The following is a 20,348-nucleotide window of genomic DNA, read 5'->3' as shown; positions in this document are numbered from 1 at the left end:
TTCCATTAGCGAAACGTTTCGCTATTAAAGTAATATAGAAAGTAACATTTAAAATGCAACATTAATAATACAAAAGTGTGATCGTTATCGATAACGTTTCAACAATAAAAAAACCGAAAATAAACGTTAACTTATTGAATATTTGACGCTGAATCGATTTTTAAGGTAAATATAGTCTTCATCAATAAATGATGATTAACATCTATGAAGAAGAGTGATTAGATTTTATTTACCCCAACAGATAATATTGGTATGAATTATGCGATTATTAGCAGAAAAAATAGCTTGTTTAAGTAACTATCTGGAGAGTGGTCTGTATGAAAGACAACAGACGATTCGTTTATGCCTGCTAGCTGCACTGTGCGGGGAAAGTGTTTTTCTACTCGGTCCCCCAGGGATCGCAAAAAGTCTGATAGCCCGCCGATTAAAATTTGCGTTTCGTGATGCCAGAGCATTTGAGTATCTGATGACCCGTTTCTCCACTCCCGAAGAAATTTTCGGTCCCCTTTCTATTCAAGCATTGAAAGAAGAAGGACGTTATCAGCGACTGACCACCGGCTATTTACCTGAAACTGAAATTGTCTTTCTCGATGAAATATGGAAAGCCGGCCCGGCAATTCTCAATACCTTGCTGACTGCAATTAACGAAAGAAAATTCAGGAATGGGGATACAGAAGAGAAAATTCCGATGCGATTACTGATAACAGCATCTAATGAATTACCTGAAGCAGATAGTAGCCTTGAGGCTCTTTATGACCGAATGCTAATCCGTATTTGGTTGGATAAAATTCAAGAAAAACAGAACTTCCGGGCATTACTTACTAACCAAAAAAATGAAAATGATAACCCTGTCCCAGAAAATATTCAGATAACAAGTGAAGAGTTTCATCAATGGCAAAAAGAGATTAATAAAATAGTCCTACCAGAGAATTGTTTTGATATTATCTATCATCTACGTCAGCAACTTGATTCGACAGAACATTCACCTTATGTTTCAGACCGACGCTGGAAAAAAGCAATTCATTTATTACAAGCTAGCGCTTTCTTCAACGGCAGAAGAGAAATATCGCCACTTGATTTAATATTGTTGAAAGATTGTCTGTGGTATGATCTTCACTCTTTCAAATTATTACCTCAATATCTGAATACTCTCATGGTCGAACAAGCATATCAGCAAAGAGTATCATCTCAGCAAATTGATTCACTTTATCACCAATGGATTCAAGCCCGTCAGGATAAAAATAATCAGCAGGCGTTGTACCTGGAAAAACAAACAAGTTTGTTTGGACGCAAAATACAATATTCGCTACCCGATCACATCAATGAAGAAAAATTGACTTTTTTCCTGCATACACCTCTTCATATCCATGATATTCAAGTCAATTTTATTGAAACGGAAAAAAAGATGCTAAATACCTGGATAAATAAAGGAGGGAGTTTACCAGCCCGCCTGAACGGTATCGGTTTTCCACAAGATATAACAGCCGAAATTAATTCAGCACACCAACCAGAGATTTTTGATATTAGCCGTCGTTCCTCTACTTTATATTTACCAGATAGTCAACATCAACAAAACGAAAAAAACAGCGAGTGGTTGGAAAAACTGGAAAAAATTAATCAAGAGATTCACCATCAACGCCAATTATTTAGTCAGCATCAGCCATGTATATTCATTGAGAACCATTGGTTTGCTGCAATAGAACAAAGTTTTATCCAGCTGACGGATAAAATCAACCAGTTGAAAATAAAAATAGGCAGCTAACTAAATGATTAGCCTAACAACCCTTGATCTTTTACTGTCAATAAACGAAGGAGAACTGATAGAAGAAGTCATATTAACTCTTCTGGCTTCACCTCAGTTAGCTATTTTTTTTGAAAAATATCCTCGTTTAAAACGTACACTACTGAAAGACATTCCCGGTTGGAAACAAGATTTACAACAAAGAATTAAAGAAGCGCTGATTCCTGCCACCCTGGCAGAAGAATTTCAGTTATATCAACAATTACTGTCTACCAACACCGATAATTTTTATCTTAAACTTCCCTATATTCTGGAAAGACTGAACCAAATTAAATCCCCTTTTATTGAAGAAGCACAGAAATTGGTAACCAGCACTACCGAGCATTCAAATGCATTACAAATCCTGTTTATCCAACGATGGCGGCTCAGCTTGATCCTGCAAACTACAACTTTCCACAAGAAATTACTGGAACAAGAAAAAGAGCAATTACTGGCAGAATTGCAACAACGGCTAACACTAAGCGGTAATCTTGATCCTGTTTTCAGTGAAAATGACAGGGCGGCTGGACGGTTATGGGATATGAGTAAAAGTCAGTTAAACCATTCCCGAAATGATGAACAGTTATTGATTCGCTATAGTGAATTTCTTCACCAACAACCAGAACTGGAAAAACTGGCTCAATTACTTGGTCGTAGCCAATCTGCAAAATCAAAACCACAGGAAAGCCATCTTCTCGAACCATTTACTACCATTGAACGAACACCTGATACCGTTCCTGAACAGGTAAATGGCATAGGGCAAAGTGATGATATCTTACGCCTGTTACCAACAGAACTGGCAATATTGGGAATTGAAGATCTGGAATATGAATTTTATCGCAGATTGGTGGAAAAGCGCTTATTGACCTATCGCTTACAAGGCGATAGCTGGCAACAGAAAACAACATTACGACCAGTCACTCATTATAATCAGGAGGAAAAGCCAAGAGGGCCATTTATTATCTGTGTGGATACTTCCGGCTCTATGGGAGGATTCAATGAAAAATGCGCCAAAGCTTTTTGTCTGGCACTGTTACGCATTGCATTAGCAGATGATCGTAACTGTCACATCATGTTATTTGCTACAGAAATTGTGCACTATGAACTATCTTCACCTGATGGCCTGGAGCAAGCTATTCGTTTTCTCAGCCAGACTTTTAGAGGAGGAACAGATTTAGCTTTTTGTCTGGCAAGCACAATAGAAAAAATGAAAGAGCAATGTTGGAAAGATGCTGATGCTGTTGTTATTTCAGATTTCATTGCCCAGCGTTTACCGGACTCACTAATCCATCAGATAAAAAATCTGCAACAGCATCAGCAACACCGCTTCCATGCGGTCTCCATGTCCCAATATGGTAAGCCCGGTATTATGCGGATATTCGATCATATCTGGCGTTTTGATACCGGACTTAAAAGCCGTTTACTGCGAAAATGGCGTCACTGAATTGAATCAGAGCATGCCTTCTACCGTTTCGCGTACTTCAGGTGACCATATGCTGCATTGAACCTGACCGATATGTTTCATTTGCAGCAGTAACATCACCAAACGGGATTGACCAATACCTCCGCCAATCGACTGTGGCATATCGTCTTTGAGTAACGCCTGATGCCAATCATATTGCAAGCGCTCTTCATCACCTGTCAGCGTCAATTGGCGCTCCAGTGCTTCTGCATCAACACGGATACCCATAGAAGAGATCTCAAAAGCATCCTCCAATACAGGGTTCCAGACAATAATGTCGCCGTTCAGACCAGCAAAACCATCACTGTTTGGCGTCGTCCAGTCGTCATAATCCGGTGCACGAACATCATGTGCTTGACCATCAGATAATTTCGCACCAATACCAATGAGGAAAACAGCACCCAGTTCTTTAGCAATAGCACGTTCGCGACCTTTTGCATCCAGATCTGGATAACGGCTCAGAAGCGTTTCACTGTGAACAAAGTGAATTTGATCTGGCAGGAACGGTGCCAGACCAAACTCTTTGCTGACAGCTTTTTCTGTTTCTTTTATTGCTTCGTAAATTTTGCCTACTGTCTGTTTTAGATAAGCAAGTGAGCGTTGCCCATCTCCCATCACTTTTTCCCAATCCCATTGATCAACATAAACAGAGTGGATTGGTGTTAAGCGATCCTCGTCCGGACGCAATGCTTTCATGTGGGTGTAAAGCCCTTGCTCCGGCTGAAAATCAAAACGGCCCAGTGTCTTACGTTTCCATTTAGCCAGTGAATGCACTACTTCGAAAGTTGAATCCGGTAACGTTTTCACTTTCACCTGAACAGCCTTTTCATGGCCGGACAAGTTATCCTGAATACCATCACCCAAACAACTTAGGATTGGCCCTTGTACTTCAATCAGACCCAGCTTGCTTTCCAGCAAACGGGAAAAAAAGGATTTCACGAAACTAATTTGTTGCTGCTTCTCAATAAATGACTTTTTCATAATATTATTCTCAAATTTTTAGGTAGCCCTGATGCCCTGTTGCAAACATTAAGCAATAGAATGAGGTATAAATTCAATATACTTTAATAAAAATAGTCTTTATGCTTTATAAAATTCATTTTTAATATAGAAAAAATGAAAATTCGATAAAAAATGGAGCTGAAAATGGCAGAAATTTATCAGATCGATAATCTGGACCGTGACATACTTCACGCTTTAATGGACAACGCACGTACACCTTATGCCGAACTGGCAAAGAAATTTGCTGTCAGCCCAGGAACTATTCATGTTCGTGTAGAAAAAATGAAGCAAGCAGGGATCATCACCGGTACCAGAGTAGATATCAGTACTAAACAACTTGGTTATGATGTTTGTTGCTTTATTGGCATTATTCTTAAAAGCGCTAAAGATTACCCATCAGCCCTAAAAAAATTAAGTAACCTGAATGAAGTCGTTGAAGTCTACTATACAACAGGCCACTACAGCATCTTTACTAAAGTTATGTGCCGCTCAATTGAATCTCTTCAAGATGTACTTATCAACAAAATACAGACTATCGATGAGATCCAATCAACAGAAACCCTGATCTCCTTGCAAAACCCGATTATGCGAACAATCAAGCCATAAGATAAAATTTGTTATAACCACATTATCCACAGGTAGATCCCAACAGATTCACAGCGTACAATAGCCGCTCTTGAAATCTGTAGGGATCACTATGGCCACTATTACCTTAATCAGCGGCAGCACTATGGGCAGTGCTGAATACGTAGCTGAACATATGGCTGAAATTCTGGAAGATGCTGGTTTTTCCACCGAAATGCTGCATGGCCCCTCTCTCAATGAACTTCCTCAAGAAGGGCTCTGGTTGGTAGTCACATCCACACATGGGGCTGGGGAATTACCAGAAAATATACAACCACTGGCAGAAGAAATTTCTAAACAAAAACCTGATCTCAGCAAAGTAACATTTGGTGCTGTTGGTATTGGCAGTTCTGAATACGATACTTTCTGTGGGGCAATAAGATCGCTTGATCAACTATTGGTGGAAAATGGGGCCAAACGCCTCGGCGATCGTCTGGAAATTGATATCCAACAACATGAGATCCCCGAAGATCCCGCAGAAGAATGGGTTAAAATTTGGGCAAACTCACTCTGATTTGAACAAAAAAACAGCGAACGATTGTGGATAACTCATATAAAAAGCGGGGGTTAACCCGTAGTTATCCATAGTATAACTATCAATGCATAATCACACTGTGAATAACTTGCTGTTTAGATCCCAGTTTATACCGGCTAGGATCACGGATCATTCACAGTAAATGATCCTTTACAATGTTATGATCTTTCTAAGTAAAAATAACTTATCCACAAAAGATCATGATCCTAATAAAAGATCTAATAAAGAGATCTTTAAATAAAAAAGATCTTCTTTTAATTACCGGCGATCTTACCTACTTGGTCTATCGTCTAAACTTGAGTAGAATTATCTTCCCTTAATGCAACACTAAGCATTCTTATAACTGAAGGTTCATCACCATGTTTTATCCAGAGCAATTTGACGTCATCATTATCGGTGGTGGTCACGCCGGTACTGAAGCTGCTATGGCAGCTGCTCGTATGGGCCGTCAAACCTTATTACTGACTCACAATATTGATACTTTGGGCCAAATGTCATGTAACCCAGCCATCGGTGGGATCGGTAAAGGACATCTGGTTAAAGAAATTGACGCTCTGGGTGGCTTAATGGCTAAAGCCACCGATCAGGCTGGTATTCAGTTTAGAACCTTAAATGCCAGTAAAGGACCCGCTGTCCGCGCAACACGTGCTCAAGCTGACAGGGTTCTTTACCGTCAAGCCATACGAACAGCATTAGAAAATCAGCCTAACTTAATGATTTTCCAACAACCTGTAGAAGATCTCATTGTTGAAAACGATACTGTCACTGGTGCTGTGACTCGTATGGGACTTAAATTCAGGGCCAAAGCAGTTGTTCTGACTGTAGGGACATTCCTTGATGGTAAAATCCATATCGGTCTGGAAAATTACAGTGGTGGAAGGGCTGGAGATCCTCCTGCAATCTCATTAGCACAGCGTTTACGTGATCTACCTTTACGTGTAAACAGATTAAAAACAGGTACGCCACCGCGTATTGATGCCAGAACTATTGATTTTAGTCAGCTAACACAACAACTAAGTGATAATCCAACACCTGTATTCTCTTTTCTTGGAAATGTGGGGCAGCATCCGCAACAGATGCCATGCTATATCACTCATACCAATGAAAAAACACACGATGTGATCCGCAATAATTTAGATCGCAGCCCAATGTATGCAGGGATCATTGAAGGGATCGGTCCACGTTACTGTCCTTCGATCGAAGATAAAGTTATGCGTTTTGCGGATCGCAATGCTCATCAGATCTTTCTTGAACCAGAAGGACTGACAAGTAATGAAATTTATCCAAATGGTATTTCTACCAGCTTGCCATTTGATGTACAGATGCAAATTGTTCATTCCATGAAAGGGATGGAAAACGCCTGCATTGTTCGCCCAGGTTATGCAATAGAATATGACTTCTTTGATCCAAGAGATCTGAAACAGACACTGGAAAGTAAATTTATCCACGGTTTATTCTTTGCCGGGCAAATCAATGGTACGACTGGTTATGAAGAAGCTGCTGCTCAAGGGCTTTTGGCTGGGCTTAACGCAGCCCGTTACGCTTCTGAAGAAGAGGGATGGTTCCCTCGTCGTGATCAAGCTTATATTGGTGTCCTGGTTGATGATTTATGTACTCTGGGCACTAAAGAACCATACCGTATGTTTACCTCCCGGGCTGAATATCGTTTGATGTTACGCGAAGATAATGCTGACCTTCGTCTGACAGAAAAGGGCCACGAATTAGGATTGGTGGATGATTACCGCTGGGAACATTATTGCCGTAAAGTGGAGATGATCGAACAGGAACGTCAGCGTTTGCGTAACATTTGGATTCATCCTCATGCAAATAATCTTGGTGACATCAATAACATATTAAAAATGCCATTATCGAAAGAAGCTAATGGTGAAGATCTATTGCGTCGCCCTGAAATGAATTATGAAATCCTAACTTCATTGCGACTATTTTCACCTGGACTTAAAGAACCTCAGGCAGCTGATCAGGTTGAAATTCAGGTCAAATATGAAGGGTACATTGCCCGTCAACAGGAAGAAATTGAAAAACAATTGCGTAATGAAAACACATCATTACCGATTGATCTTGATTACCGTCAAGTTAGCGGTCTTTCTAATGAAGTTGTCGCTAAGCTCAATGATCACAAACCAAATTCAATTGGTCAGGCTTCACGCATTTCAGGGGTAACACCTGCTGCAATTTCAATTTTACTTGTATGGCTGAAAAAACAGGGCTTACTGCGCCGTAGTGCCTGAGAGGATTTTTATTGTGCTTAATAAACTAGAGTTTCTGCTGACTAAAGCAGGAATAGCACTTTCACAACAGCAAAAACAGCAGCTCATGGCTTATGTTGATATGCTCAACAAATGGAATAAAGCCTATAATCTCACGTCTGTCCGTGAGCCAGAGCAAATGCTGGTGCGTCATATTATGGATAGCATTGTTGTCAGCCCTTATCTGCAAGGACATCGTTTTATCGACGTAGGCACAGGTCCGGGGTTACCGGGGATCCCGTTAGCTATTGTTCGCCCAGATTCTCATTTCACATTGTTGGATAGTTTAGGTAAAAGAGTCAGATTCTTACGCCAGGTTCAACATGAACTTGGTTTGGAGAATATAGAACCAGTTCAAAGCCGGGTTGAAACGTACTCTTCTGAGCCGCTTTTTGATGGTGTTATAAGCCGTGCTTTTGCCTCATTACAGGATATGGTTTCTTGGTGTTGCCATTTGCCTGAGTCTGTTCATGGGCGATTCTATGCGCTTAAAGGTGTGCTCCCTGAGGAAGAATTTGCCATGTTACCTTCCGGAATTGTTGTTGATTCAGTTATTCAGTTAGATGTTCCTGAACTGGAAGGGCAACGCCATCTGGTGATCCTTAAATCAAACTAAGTTTGTTATTTGTCAATAAAGTTATAAATAATTAGTGATGTTGAGCACAATATACTGTGGTCAACATCGTCAATTATGATTTGTCTCGTTTCAGCTTTAATTTACCGCGTTATTACATAAAAATAACGTTATCTTGATATTAAGATAGTTGGGACTTTAAAAATCAGATAAAGCGTTTTTTCATCAGATTCGCTTTTTTAAAGCAGCTAAAAATTAGTTTGGTAATTTAAGTCAATAATATAATAACCTTTTCCTATTAATTTAAATTAACTTATTGATTTGACTGTTAATGTTTTCTATTTATATTCCCGGTGAATGTTAAATATAACTAACAAATGAAAATTTTATGTGATTCAAATCACATTTAAGTTTGAGAGCATGAAATTATTAGAGAGAGAAAATCAGCACAATAATTAGCTTACAATCTAGCACCGGAGTAAAAAATTTAAATAATTGTTCACCTTTTCGTTACTTATGGATTGAATTCATTTTGGCTGCCCGTATAATTTGCACGTTTTTGTCACTTGACACACTTAAGCAAAGGCAGTTTTATACAACATTTAGCAAAACCTGATATGCAAGGCGTGCAAGGGGAGAAAACAAAAGTCATGTCTGTATCCCTTTACAGCGGTAGAATTGCACTGAAACTGCTTTTTTTGCAGTTAATGACTTTTGTTGTTCTCAGTGTGGCTTTTTGTACCAAAAGTATAGAATGGGGCACTTCTGCTTTTGCTGGTGGATTAGCATGTTGGTTATCTAATGCCATTTTTATGCTATTTGCCAGTTTTCAGAAAGTAAAAGAAGAAGGTGTTCCTGTACGTGTTGCATGGTCTTTCGCTGTTGGCGAAGGGTTGAAGGTTATTATTGCAATAGCTGTGCTGGTTGTTGCTTTAGGCGTGTTTAAAGCGGCGTTTGCACCACTGGGTTTGACTTATTTAGCGGTGCTGGTTGTGCAGATCATCGCACCAGCTGTGATAAACGGTTAGGTTTTCAACAACAAAAGGGTAAGAGGCATCATGTCTGCATCAGGAGAAGTTTCAACTGCAAGGGACTACATAGGCCACCACCTGAATAACCTTCAGTTGGACCTACGTACCTTTGAGTTGGTCGATCCCAACTCTGGTGGTTCTGCAACGTTCTGGACGTTGAACATTGACTCGCTTTTTTTCTCAGTCGTATTAGGGATTTTATTTCTGTATGTATTCAGAAAGGTTGCGGTTAATGCCACCAGTGGCGTACCTGGCAAACTTCAGACTGCTATAGAATTAATCATGGGTTTTGTTGATAACAGTGTCCGTGATATGTATCACGGCAAGAGCAAAGTTATTGCCCCTTTGGCACTGACCGTGTTCGTCTGGGTGTTATTAATGAACGTGATGGACTTACTGCCAATAGATTTTCTCCCTTATATCGGTGAACATGTCTTCGGCTTACCTGCTCTGCGTGTTGTACCAACAGCAGATGTCAGTATTACCTTGTCGATGGCTATTGGTGTCTTTGTCCTCATCCTCTACTACAGCATTAAGATGAAAGGAGTTGGTGGTTTTACAAAAGAGCTGGCTTTACAGCCTTTTAATCATCCATTGTTTATTCCAGTTAACTTAATTCTGGAAGGGGTTAGCCTGCTTTCAAAACCGGTATCACTCGGTCTGCGACTGTTTGGTAACATGTATGCAGGTGAATTGATCTTTATTCTTATAGCGGGTCTGTTACCGTGGTGGTCGCAGTGGATGCTCAGCCTGCCTTGGGCTATCTTCCACATACTGATTATTACGTTACAAGCCTTTATTTTCATGGTTCTGACGATTGTTTATCTGTCGATGGCATCTGAAGAACATTAATTTTTACCACAATAACTGTGTTTTAACTGAAACAAACTGGAGACTGTCATGGAAAACCTGAATATGGATCTGCTGTACATGGCTGCCGCTGTAATGATGGGTCTGGCGGCAATCGGTGCTGCGATCGGTATCGGCATCCTCGGAGGTAAATTTTTGGAAGGCGCTGCTCGTCAGCCGGATTTAATCCCTCTGCTGCGTACACAGTTCTTTATCGTTATGGGTCTGGTTGACGCCATCCCGATGATTGCTGTGGGCCTTGGCTTGTACGTAATGTTTGCTGTCGCGTAGTTTGCAGAAAAAATCCGAAACTACGTCAACTCATTAATTTAAAAAGAGGTATTGTGCTGTGAATCTTAATGCAACAATCCTCGGCCAGGCCATTGCGTTTGTCCTGTTTGTTATGTTCTGTATGAAGTTTGTATGGCCACCAATCATGGCGGCCATTGAAAAGCGTCAAAAAGAAATTGCTGACGGTTTATCTTCTGCGGAACGCGCCAAAAAGGACTTGGACTTAGCGCAAGCCAATGCGACCGACCAAATGAAGAAAGCAAAAGCGGAAGCTCAGGTCATCATCGAACAGGCTAATAAACAAAAAGCCCAGATCCTTGATGATGCAAAAGCGGAAGCTGAGCAGGAACGTAACAGAATCGTAGCGCAAGCTCAGGCAGAAATTGATGCCGAACGTAAGCGTGCTCGGGAAGAGTTGCGTAAGCAGGTCGCTATGTTGGCTATCATAGGTGCCGAGAAAATCATCGAACGTTCCGTGGATGAAGCTGCTAACAGCGACATCGTTGATAAACTGGTCGCTGAACTGTAAGGAGGGAGGGGCATGTCTGAATTCGCTACTGTAGCTCGCCCCTACGCCAAAGCAGCTTTTGACTTTGCTGTGGAAAAACAATCGCTAGAACAATGGCAGAATATGCTGGTGTTCACAGCTGAAGTGACTCGTAATGAGCAAGTTGGTGAGCTGCTTTCCGGTTCATTGGCATCAGAAACATTAGCTAATGCCTTTATCGCAATTTGCGGTGAACAGGTTGATGAACATGCTCAGAACTTTATTCGTGTTATGGCAGAAAACGGTCGCTTATTGGCGTTACCTGAAGTTTTGCAGCAATTTATTCAATTGCGTGCGTCACTTGAATCAACCGTTGATGTTGAAGTGATTTCTGCAGCCGAACTGAGTGAACAACAGCTGGCTAAAATTTCTGCAGCGATGGAAAAACGTCTGTCACGCAAAGTTAAGCTGAATTGCAAAATTGATAAGTCTGTTATTGCTGGTGTGGTCGTCCGCGCAGGTGATTTGGTGATCGATGGCAGTATTCGTGGCCGTTTAGATCGCTTAACAGACGTCTTGCAGTCTTAAGGGGACTGGAGCATATGCAACTGAATTCCACCGAAATCAGCGAACTGATCAAGCAGCGCATTGCTCAGTTCAATGTAGTGAGTGAAGCTCACAATGAAGGTACGATTGTATCTGTTAATGACGGTATCATTCGTATTCACGGTTTAGCCGAAGTTATGCAGGGTGAGATGATCGCACTGCCTGGCAATCGTTATGCAATCGCATTGAACCTGGAGCGCGACTCCGTAGGTGCGGTTGTGATGGGCCCGTATGCTGACTTAGCAGAAGGCATGAAGGTCAAATGTACTGGCCGTATTCTTGAAGTTCCTGTTGGTCGTGGTCTGCTTGGTCGTGTAGTAAACACGCTGGGTGAGCCAATTGATGGCAAAGGTCCTGTTGAGCATGATGGTTTCTCTGCTGTTGAAATGATTGCTCCGGGCGTTATCGACCGTCAATCTGTTGATCAGCCGGTACAGACTGGTTATAAATCTGTTGACGCCATGATCCCTATCGGTCGTGGTCAACGTGAACTGATTATCGGTGACCGTCAGACGGGTAAAACAGCACTGGCTATTGATGCAATTATTAACCAGCGTGGCTCAGGCATTAAATGTGTTTATGTCGCAGTTGGTCAGAAAGCTTCTACTATTGCGAACGTTGTTCGTAAATTAGAAGAACATGGTGCTCTTGCCAATACTATTGTCGTCGTTGCGACTGCTTCAGAATCTGCTGCATTACAATACCTAGCGCCATATTCTGGTTGTGCAATGGGCGAATATTTCCGCGATCGCGGTGAAGACGCGCTGATTGTTTACGATGATTTGTCTAAGCAAGCTGTTGCTTATCGTCAAATTTCCCTGTTGCTGCGTCGTCCGCCAGGGCGTGAAGCATTCCCAGGTGACGTTTTCTATCTGCATTCCCGTTTGCTGGAGCGTGCTGCGCGTGTTAACGCTGAATATGTAGAAAAATTCACTAATGGCGAAGTGAAAGGTAAAACGGGTTCTCTGACGGCTCTGCCTATCATTGAAACTCAGGCAGGTGATGTATCAGCATTCGTACCGACAAACGTTATTTCAATTACTGATGGTCAGATCTTCCTGGAATCCAGTCTGTTCAACGCGGGTATTCGTCCGGCAGTTAACCCAGGGATCTCTGTATCCCGTGTCGGTGGTGCAGCTCAGACTAAGATCGTGAAGAAGTTGTCTGGTGGTATCCGTACTGCTTTGGCTCAGTACCGCGAACTGGCAGCGTTTTCTCAGTTTGCTTCTGACCTTGATGATGCAACCCGTAAGCAGTTGGATCATGGTCAAAAAGTAACTGAGTTGCTGAAACAGAAACAGTATGCACCAATGTCTGTTGCACAGCAGTCACTGTCTCTGTTTTCTGCGGAGCGTGGTTATCTGGAAGATATCGAAATTGCTAAAGTTATTGATTTCGAGTCTGCGCTGCTTGCGTATGCCAGCCGTGAACATGCTGATCTTCTGAAAGAGATTGACCAGTCTGGTGGTTACAATGATGAGATCGAAGCAAAGCTGAATGCTCTGCTTAACTCCTTCAAAGCAACTCAGTCCTGGTAACACTATTCGGCCCGGTTTAATTAAACATGGGCCGTCTGGTTAATGAGGAGAATCAGGAATGGCCGGCGCAAAAGAGATACGTACCAAGATCGCCAGCGTGCAAAACACGCAAAAAATCACTAAAGCGATGGAGATGGTTGCTGCGTCCAAAATGCGTAAAACGCAGGATCGCATGGCGGCCAGCCGTCCTTATGCAGAAACCATACGCAGCGTGATTGGTCACCTTGCGTTAGGTAATCTGGAATATAAACACCCATACCTCGAAGAACGTGAAACCAAACGTGTCGGGTATCTGGTTGTTTCTACCGATCGTGGCTTGTGTGGTGGTTTGAACACTAATCTGTTCAAAAAACTGTTGTTAGACATGAAAGACTGGTCTGATAAAGGTGTCCAGTGTGATCTGGCGCTTATCGGCTCTAAGGCGACCTCTTTCTTTGCTTCTGTTGGGGGCAACGTTGTTGCTCAGGTAACAGGCATGGGAGATAACCCTTCACTGTCCGAATTAATCGGGCCGGTTAATATCATGTTGCGAGCATACGATGAAGGACGTCTGGATAAATTGTATGTGGTGACAAATAAGTTCATCAATACAATGTCTCAGGAACCTACTATTACTCAGCTGTTGCCTCTGCCTGCCGGAGATGATGAGACGCTGAAGAAGAAATCCTGGGACTATTTATACGAACCTGATCCTAAGGCGTTGCTGGATATACTGCTGCGTCGTTATGTAGAATCGCAGGTTTATCAGGGCGTCGTTGAAAACCTGGCTAGTGAACAGGCCGCACGAATGGTGGCGATGAAAGCCGCGACTGATAATGGTGGCAGCCTGATCAAAGAGCTGCAGTTGGTTTATAACAAAGCTCGTCAGGCCAGCATAACTCAGGAGCTGACCGAGATTGTCTCGGGTGCTTCCGCGGTTTAACAGCTAGGTTTACGAATTACGTAGAGGATTCAAGATGGCTACTGGAAAGATTATCCAGGTAATCGGCGCCGTGGTGGACGTCGAATTCCCTCAAGATACCGTACCAAAAGTATACGATGCACTTGAGGTTCAAAACGGCGAAGCTAAATTGGTGCTGGAAGTACAGCAGCAGTTGGGCGGCGGCGTTGTTCGTTGTATTGCAATGGGTACTTCTGATGGCTTAAGCCGTGGTTTAAGTGTTACTGATTTAGGTCACCCAATCGAAGTTCCAGTTGGTAAAGCGACACTTGGCCGTATCATGAACGTATTGGGTGAACCAATCGACATGAAAGGTGATATCGGCGAAGAAGAGCGTTGGGCTATTCACCGCTCGGCTCCAAGCTATGAAGAGTTATCTAACTCTCAAGAGCTGCTGGAAACCGGTATCAAAGTAATGGACCTGATTTGCCCATTCGCCAAGGGTGGTAAAGTGGGTCTGTTCGGTGGTGCGGGTGTAGGTAAAACCGTAAACATGATGGAGCTGATCCGTAACATCGCGATTGAGCATTCAGGTTACTCCGTATTTGCCGGTGTAGGTGAACGTACCCGTGAAGGTAACGATTTCTACCACGAAATGACCGACTCTAACGTACTGGATAAAGTATCTCTGGTATATGGTCAGATGAATGAGCCACCAGGAAACCGTCTACGTGTTGCTCTGACTGGGCTGACAATGGCTGAAAAATTCCGTGATGAAGGCCGTGACGTTCTGCTGTTCGTTGATAACATCTATCGTTATACCTTGGCGGGTACCGAAGTGTCTGCATTGCTAGGTCGTATGCCATCAGCGGTAGGCTATCAGCCAACTCTGGCGGAAGAAATGGGTGTTCTGCAAGAACGTATTACTTCCACTAAAACCGGTTCTATCACTTCTGTACAGGCTGTTTACGTACCTGCGGATGACTTGACTGACCCATCTCCAGCGACGACTTTCGCCCACTTGGACGCAACTGTAGTACTGAGTCGTCAGATTGCCTCTCTGGGTATTTACCCTGCGGTGGATCCGCTGGATTCCACCAGTCGTCAGCTCGATCCATTGGTTGTTGGTCAGGAACACTATAATGTTGCCCGTGGCGTTCAATCTATCCTGCAACGTTATCAGGAACTAAAAGACATCATCGCTATCCTAGGTATGGATGAACTGTCAGAAGACGATAAGCTGGTGGTTGCGCGTGCTCGTAAGATCCAGCGCTTCCTGTCTCAGCCATTCTTCGTTGCAGAAGTGTTTACAGGTTCACCAGGTAAGTTCGTTTCCTTGAAAGACACTATCCGTGGCTTTAAAGGAATCCTGGACGGCGACTATGACCACCTGCCAGAACAAGCGTTCTACATGGTTGGTACCATCGAAGAAGCTGTGGAAAAAGCGAAGAAACTTTAAAACGGCTGACCGGAGGTTGACATGGCTGCGATGACTTACCATCTGAATGTTGTCAGTGCTGAGAGCGGGATGTTTGAAGGTTTGGTACAGAAAATTCAGGTGACAGGTAGTGAAGGTGAGTTGGGTATTTACCCGGGACATGCTCCACTACTTACTGCCATAAAATCTGGCATGGTACGCATTGTTAAGCAGTTCGGTGAAGAAGAGGTTATTTACCTTTCTGGTGGTATCCTTGAGGTACAACCGAGCGGCGTTATCGTACTGGCTGACACTGCGATCCGTGGTAAAGATTTGGATGAAGCTAAAGCGCTGGAATCTAAGCGTAAAGCTGAAGAACACATCCGTAATTCTCACGGTGATGTTGACTATGCTCAGGCATCAGCTGAATTGTCTAAAGCGATTGCAAAACTTCGTGTAATCGAGCTGACAAAAAAGGCGATGTAATACAGGCAGTTAAAGAAAAAAGCCAGTTGGTGAAAGCTAACTGGCTTTTTTGTATTGCGAAATATGTAGTAATTTATCTCGCAAACAGGTTTACTTTTTTCTCTTAAATTGGAGTTATCAGGTTTCTTATGTCTAACAGTGCAAAAAGTGTTGTGATCCTTGCCGCGGGTAAAGGAACCCGCATGTATTCTGATCTCCCTAAAGTACTGCACTTGCTGGCCGGTAAACCTATGGTTCAGCATGTGATTGATACTGCAATGGCGTTGGATGCTAAAAATGTTCATCTAGTTTATGGACATGGTGGTGATCTGATGAAGCATGCTTTATCTGATCAAAAGTTGAATTGGGTATTACAGTCAGAGCAGTTAGGGACTGGACATGCAATGCAACAGGCTGCACCCTATTTTACTGATGATGAAGATATTCTGATACTGTATGGCGATGTGCCTCTGATTGGAGCAGATACTCTTGAACGTCTGCTGGCGGTTAAACCTGAAGGTGGTATTGGTTTACTGACAGCGATTCTGGATAATCCAACGGGTTATGGTCGCATTGTTCGTGAAAACGGAGAAGTAACCGGAATCATTGAGCAAAAAGACGCGACTGAAGATCAACGAAAAATCAATGAAATCAATACAGGTATTCTGGTCGCTAATGGTGGTGATTTAAAACGTTGGTTGTCCCAATTGGATAACAACAATGCTCAAAGTGAATACTACCTTACTGATGTGATTGCTCTGGCTTATAAAGAAGGCCGAAAAATTGAAGCAGTACATCCAAGCCGCCTGAGTGAAATGGAAGGTGTGAATAATCGCCTCCAGCTTTCCACTCTTGAGCGTATCTATCAATCTGAACAAGCAGCAAAATTATTACTGGCGGGCGTTATGCTGTTGGATCCCGCTCGTTTTGATTTACGCGGTACACTGACTCATGGCTGTGATGTGGTTATTGATACCAATGTCATTATAGAAGGTAATGTAACCCTTGGTAATAACGTGCAAATTGGCACAGGTTGCATATTAAAGAATTGTATTATCGGCGATGATTCTATTCTTAGTCCATATACTGTTGTTGAAGATTCTGAAATGGAAGTTGGTTGTACTGTTGGGCCTTTTGCCCGTTTGCGTCCTGGTTCTAAACTCGCTGAAAAAGCCCATGTAGGGAATTTCGTTGAGATGAAGAAATCTTATTTGGGTAAGGGCTCTAAAGCGGGACATCTGACTTATCTTGGTGATGCTGAGATTGGACGTAATGTGAATATTGGTGCAGGTACTATTACCTGTAACTACGATGGTGCTAATAAATTCAAAACCGTCATTGGCGACGATGTTTTTGTTGGTTCTGATACTCAGCTTGTTGCGCCAGTGACTGTTGCCAAAGGCGCAACAATTGGTGCGGGGACAACAGTGACAAAAAGTATCGCTGAAAATGAATTGGTAGTAAGCAGAATTAAGCAAACCCATATTCAGGGTTGGAAACGCCCAGTAAAGAAAAAATAAAATAATAATCCCCACTCTACAGGCTCGGGGACCGGCAAAGCCGGAAAACAATCAGGTTCGTGACATATAAAGGGCTTTCATCAGCCCTGTTTTTAGGAATAAAACTGATGTGTGGAATTGTTGGTGCAGTAGCACAACGAGATATTGCTGAAATCCTGATCGAAGGGCTTCGTCGTTTGGAATACCGTGGTTACGACTCCGCTGGGCTGGCGGTTGTTGATAACGAAAATAATATGCTTCGCCTGCGTGAAGTCGGTAAGGTGCAAATACTTGCTGATGAGGTTGACAAGCAACCAGTCCTTGGTGGGACAGGTATTGCGCACACCCGTTGGGCTACACACGGTGAACCAAACGAGAAAAATGCTCACCCGCATGTATCTGATTATATTGCTGTTGTTCACAACGGCATTATTGAGAATTACGAAGAATTGCGGGTTCAGTTAATTGAGCGTGGTTATCAGTTTACATCAGATACTGATACAGAAGTTATTGCCCACCTTGTTCATTGGGAGCAAAAACAGAGTGGTACCTTGCTGGAGGCTGTCCAGCGTGTTATTCCCCAGCTTCGTGGTGCGTATGGTGCAGTTATCATGGATAGCCGTGATCCTGGGACAATAATCGCTGCAAGATCAGGTAGTCCTCTGGTTATTGGTTTAGGCGTTGGGGAAAACTTTCTTGCGTCTGATCAACTGGCTCTGTTGCCCGTTACCCGTCGTTTTATCTTTCTTGAAGAAGGTGATATTGCGGAAGTAACTCGCCGTACTGTGCATATTTTTAATACTCAGGGCGAACCGGTTGAACGGGAGCAGATCGAATCCAATATTCAGTATGATGCTGGTGACAAAGGTGTTTACCGTCACTACATGCAAAAAGAGATCTATGAACAGCCAATGGCAATCAAAAGCACTCTGGAAGGGCGCTTAAGTCATGGGCAGATAGATTTGTCTGAACTTGGTCCTAATGCAGCTGAATTGTTATCTAAAGTTGAACATATTCAGATTGTTGCCTGTGGTACATCCTATAATGCAGGTATGGTTTCCCGCTACTGGTTTGAAGCATTGGCGGGTATTTCTTGTGATGTGGAAATTGCCTCTGAATTCCGTTACCGCAAATCGGCTCGTCGTCCGGGAAGCTTATTAATTACATTGTCTCAATCGGGTGAAACCGCAGATACGCTGGCAGCACTGCGTTTATCCAAAGAGCTTGGATACCTCACATCGTTGACGGTTTGTAATGTGGCTGGTTCTTCTTTGGTACGTGAATCTGATTTTGCTTTGATGACCAAGGCTGGTGCAGAAATTGGCGTTGCTTCAACTAAAGCGTTCACAACCCAGCTAACAGTATTGCTAATGCTGGTGGCTTATCTTGGACGTTTAAAAGGTGTTAATGCTGAACAGGAGCAAGAAATTGTTCATGCATTACATGCACTGCCAAGCCGCATCGAAAGCATGCTGTCGAAAGATAAAATTATCGAGGTGCTAGCAGAAGATTTTTCTGATAAGCACCACGCTTTATTCCTTGGCCGTGGTGATCAGTATCCGATTGCGGTTGAAGGGGCGCTGAAATTAAAAGAAATTTCTTACATCCATGCAGAGGCTTATGCCGCAGGCGAATTAAAACATGGCCCATTGGCACTGATTGATGCAGATATGCCAGTCATCATTGTAGCTCCAAACAATGAACTGCTGGAAAAATTGAAATCCAATATTGAGGAAGTACGTGCTCGTGGCGGATTGCTATATGTATTTGCTGATCAGGATGCGGGTTTTACAGACAGCGAAGGAATGAAGATCATTCCATTACCACATGTTGAAGAACTGATTGCTCCAATATTTTATACCGTGCCGTTGCAACTGCTCTCTTATCATGTTGCGCTGATTAAAGGAACCGATGTTGATCAGCCTCGTAACCTGGCTAAGTCAGTGACTGTAGAATAATCGCTTTATAATAAGAAATTAAAATAAGCCCCTGTACATTAAAAATACAGGGGCTTTTTGTGTTTAATTGAGAAAATTTCTCATTATTTTCTTGATGATAAAAATAAATTGCGATACTGTAATGTTATATTATTACATTTTTGGTGAAGTTATGAAACCAGATATCCATCCAAACTACCGGGTAGTCGTATTTCACGATACCAGTGCTAATGCCTACTTTACAGTTGGCTCCACTATTCGTACTGAGCGGACAATTACCTTAAATGGAGAAGAGTATCCGTATGTGACTGTTGATGTATCATCGGAATCACATCCTTTTTATACAGGTAAGCAGAAAACTTTGTCTCAAGAAGGCAGCACAGCACGATTCCAGAAAAAATTTGGGCGTTTTATTGGCAGTAAATAAATTGAGGGATCGTAGAAATGCAGGTATTAAGTTCACTTAAAACGGCGAAAACCCGTCACCCAGATTGCAAAATCGTACGCCGTTGGGGCAGGTTGTATGTTATTTGTAAATCCAATCCACGTTTTAAGGCAGTTCAAGGGAAGAAAAAGAAACGCTGATACTAATAGTAAAACTCGCAGCTTATAACTGCGAGTTTCTTTTCTGTATTTTATTTGTAATCATCTTGAGAATAACTAATCTAACCTAAACTTTGTTTGAGAAGGAAGTTAGCATCATTAAATTCCAGATGAAGAAAAGTTATATTTTACGCAAAATGAAACCTTATAAATGTTTGCTGTATAGTCTAAATAAGATTTCATAATTATGCTCCACTTCCAACCAACCCTTGTGTACCAAGACATACAACCTTTTCATCTAAGCAATACGTAAAATCAATGAGATAGGTTACAGAACCAACATTGTTCAAAAAGAAAACAAAAGGCACAAGTGTATCGGTATTATGGAAAGCTATATAGAATTAAACCTTCAGTTGGTTGTTATTTCTACAAATCTACCCTAAAAAATAGTTCATAATTTACTCTTATTAACGTATTTCTCTATAAACCATTATCTTGGTCATTTATTGATACCCGGATATAGCCAATCTTTGCCATGTGTGATCCTGCTTAATACCAATA

General features: G+C 42.3%; 20 protein-coding genes. 19 read left to right on the top strand and 1 reads right to left on the bottom strand.

Translation table 11 applies throughout. The features are described from left to right. Window positions 1-259: 259 nt before the first annotated feature. Together ravA and viaA are read left to right on the top strand one after the other, a co-directional pair. Complete coding sequence (gene ravA / locus LGZ99_RS20220) at window positions 260-1,762, top strand: ATPase RavA (protein ID WP_023044948.1); 1,503 nt, start codon at window positions 260-262, stop codon at window positions 1,760-1,762. Window positions 1,763-1,766: 4 nt separating this feature from the next. Continuing rightward, complete coding sequence (gene viaA / locus LGZ99_RS20215; protein WP_023044947.1) at window positions 1,767-3,224, top strand: ATPase RavA stimulator ViaA; 1,458 nt, start codon at window positions 1,767-1,769, stop codon at window positions 3,222-3,224. A 6-nt stretch (window positions 3,225-3,230) separates the two neighbouring features. Here the strand turns inward: viaA and asnA are convergent, their stop codons facing one another. Further along, window positions 3,231-4,223, bottom strand: a complete 993-nt coding sequence (gene asnA / locus LGZ99_RS20210; RefSeq protein ID WP_021325035.1) for an aspartate--ammonia ligase — start codon at window positions 4,221-4,223, stop codon at window positions 3,231-3,233. A gap of 165 nt (window positions 4,224-4,388) precedes the next feature. Here asnA and asnC point away from each other — a divergent pair, with 165 nt between their 5' ends. The 17 genes from asnC (at window position 4,389) to ykgO (ending at window position 19,829) form a co-directional block, all read left to right on the top strand. Beyond that, window positions 4,389-4,850 (top strand): transcriptional regulator AsnC, encoded by a 462-nt coding sequence (asnC, locus tag LGZ99_RS20205; protein WP_023044946.1) that lies wholly within the window; start codon window positions 4,389-4,391, stop codon window positions 4,848-4,850. A 91-nt stretch (window positions 4,851-4,941) separates the two neighbouring features. Beyond that, window positions 4,942-5,382, top strand: coding sequence for an FMN-binding protein MioC (gene mioC / locus LGZ99_RS20200; RefSeq protein WP_021325033.1), 441 nt, complete (start codon window positions 4,942-4,944; stop codon window positions 5,380-5,382). Window positions 5,383-5,762: 380 nt separating this feature from the next. Beyond that, complete coding sequence (gene mnmG / locus LGZ99_RS20195; RefSeq protein WP_021325032.1) at window positions 5,763-7,652, top strand: tRNA uridine-5-carboxymethylaminomethyl(34) synthesis enzyme MnmG; 1,890 nt, start codon at window positions 5,763-5,765, stop codon at window positions 7,650-7,652. Window positions 7,653-7,665: 13 nt separating this feature from the next. Further along, window positions 7,666-8,286, top strand: coding sequence for a 16S rRNA (guanine(527)-N(7))-methyltransferase RsmG (gene rsmG / locus LGZ99_RS20190; RefSeq protein WP_021325031.1), 621 nt, complete (start codon window positions 7,666-7,668; stop codon window positions 8,284-8,286). A 608-nt stretch (window positions 8,287-8,894) separates the two neighbouring features. Beyond that, window positions 8,895-9,272, top strand: coding sequence for a F0F1 ATP synthase subunit I (gene atpI, locus LGZ99_RS20185; RefSeq protein WP_021325030.1), 378 nt, complete (start codon window positions 8,895-8,897; stop codon window positions 9,270-9,272). Window positions 9,273-9,302: 30 nt separating this feature from the next. Then, entirely contained in the window at window positions 9,303-10,127 is an 825-nt protein-coding gene (gene atpB / locus LGZ99_RS20180; RefSeq protein ID WP_023044945.1) for a F0F1 ATP synthase subunit A, read from the top strand. Window positions 10,128-10,175: 48 nt separating this feature from the next. Next, entirely contained in the window at window positions 10,176-10,415 is a 240-nt protein-coding gene (atpE, locus tag LGZ99_RS20175) for a F0F1 ATP synthase subunit C (protein WP_000429386.1), read from the top strand. 58 nt (window positions 10,416-10,473) lie between these two features. Beyond that, the gene (gene atpF, locus LGZ99_RS20170) at window positions 10,474-10,944 is read left to right on the top strand and encodes a F0F1 ATP synthase subunit B (protein ID WP_021325028.1); all 471 of its coding nucleotides are present in this window, start codon (window positions 10,474-10,476) and stop codon (window positions 10,942-10,944) included. A 12-nt stretch (window positions 10,945-10,956) separates the two neighbouring features. After that, complete coding sequence (atpH, locus tag LGZ99_RS20165; RefSeq protein WP_021325027.1) at window positions 10,957-11,490, top strand: F0F1 ATP synthase subunit delta; 534 nt, start codon at window positions 10,957-10,959, stop codon at window positions 11,488-11,490. 14 nt (window positions 11,491-11,504) lie between these two features. Further along, entirely contained in the window at window positions 11,505-13,046 is a 1,542-nt protein-coding gene (gene atpA, locus LGZ99_RS20160) for a F0F1 ATP synthase subunit alpha (protein ID WP_036841030.1), read from the top strand. A 58-nt stretch (window positions 13,047-13,104) separates the two neighbouring features. After that, a complete protein-coding gene (gene atpG / locus LGZ99_RS20155; RefSeq protein WP_023044944.1) occupies window positions 13,105-13,968 on the top strand; it encodes a F0F1 ATP synthase subunit gamma in 864 nt (287 codons plus the stop codon). A gap of 34 nt (window positions 13,969-14,002) precedes the next feature. Beyond that, window positions 14,003-15,385 carry a F0F1 ATP synthase subunit beta gene (gene atpD, locus LGZ99_RS20150; RefSeq protein ID WP_021325025.1) on the top strand — a complete coding sequence of 461 codons (1,383 nt, stop codon included), beginning with the start codon at window positions 14,003-14,005 and terminating at the stop codon, window positions 15,383-15,385. A 21-nt stretch (window positions 15,386-15,406) separates the two neighbouring features. Continuing rightward, complete coding sequence (locus LGZ99_RS20145; protein ID WP_021325024.1) at window positions 15,407-15,829, top strand: F0F1 ATP synthase subunit epsilon; 423 nt, start codon at window positions 15,407-15,409, stop codon at window positions 15,827-15,829. Window positions 15,830-15,957: 128 nt separating this feature from the next. Further along, the gene (gene glmU, locus LGZ99_RS20140) at window positions 15,958-17,328 is read left to right on the top strand and encodes a bifunctional UDP-N-acetylglucosamine diphosphorylase/glucosamine-1-phosphate N-acetyltransferase GlmU (RefSeq protein WP_036841031.1); all 1,371 of its coding nucleotides are present in this window, start codon (window positions 15,958-15,960) and stop codon (window positions 17,326-17,328) included. 107 nt (window positions 17,329-17,435) lie between these two features. Next, the gene (glmS, locus tag LGZ99_RS20135; protein WP_262979502.1) at window positions 17,436-19,265 is read left to right on the top strand and encodes a glutamine--fructose-6-phosphate transaminase (isomerizing); all 1,830 of its coding nucleotides are present in this window, start codon (window positions 17,436-17,438) and stop codon (window positions 19,263-19,265) included. Between the two features lie 151 nt (window positions 19,266-19,416). Continuing rightward, window positions 19,417-19,671 carry a type B 50S ribosomal protein L31 gene (locus LGZ99_RS20130; RefSeq protein ID WP_031280907.1) on the top strand — a complete coding sequence of 85 codons (255 nt, stop codon included), beginning with the start codon at window positions 19,417-19,419 and terminating at the stop codon, window positions 19,669-19,671. 17 nt (window positions 19,672-19,688) lie between these two features. Beyond that, entirely contained in the window at window positions 19,689-19,829 is a 141-nt protein-coding gene (gene ykgO, locus LGZ99_RS20125) for a type B 50S ribosomal protein L36 (protein ID WP_036845286.1), read from the top strand. The last annotated feature ends 519 nt before the right edge of the window (window positions 19,830-20,348 follow it).

Origin of the sequence: Photorhabdus temperata, from assembly GCF_025384845.1 — a bacterium.
Classification (GTDB): domain Bacteria; phylum Pseudomonadota; class Gammaproteobacteria; order Enterobacterales; family Enterobacteriaceae; genus Photorhabdus; species Photorhabdus temperata.
This window is presented reverse-complemented; position numbering and strand designations above follow the sequence as displayed.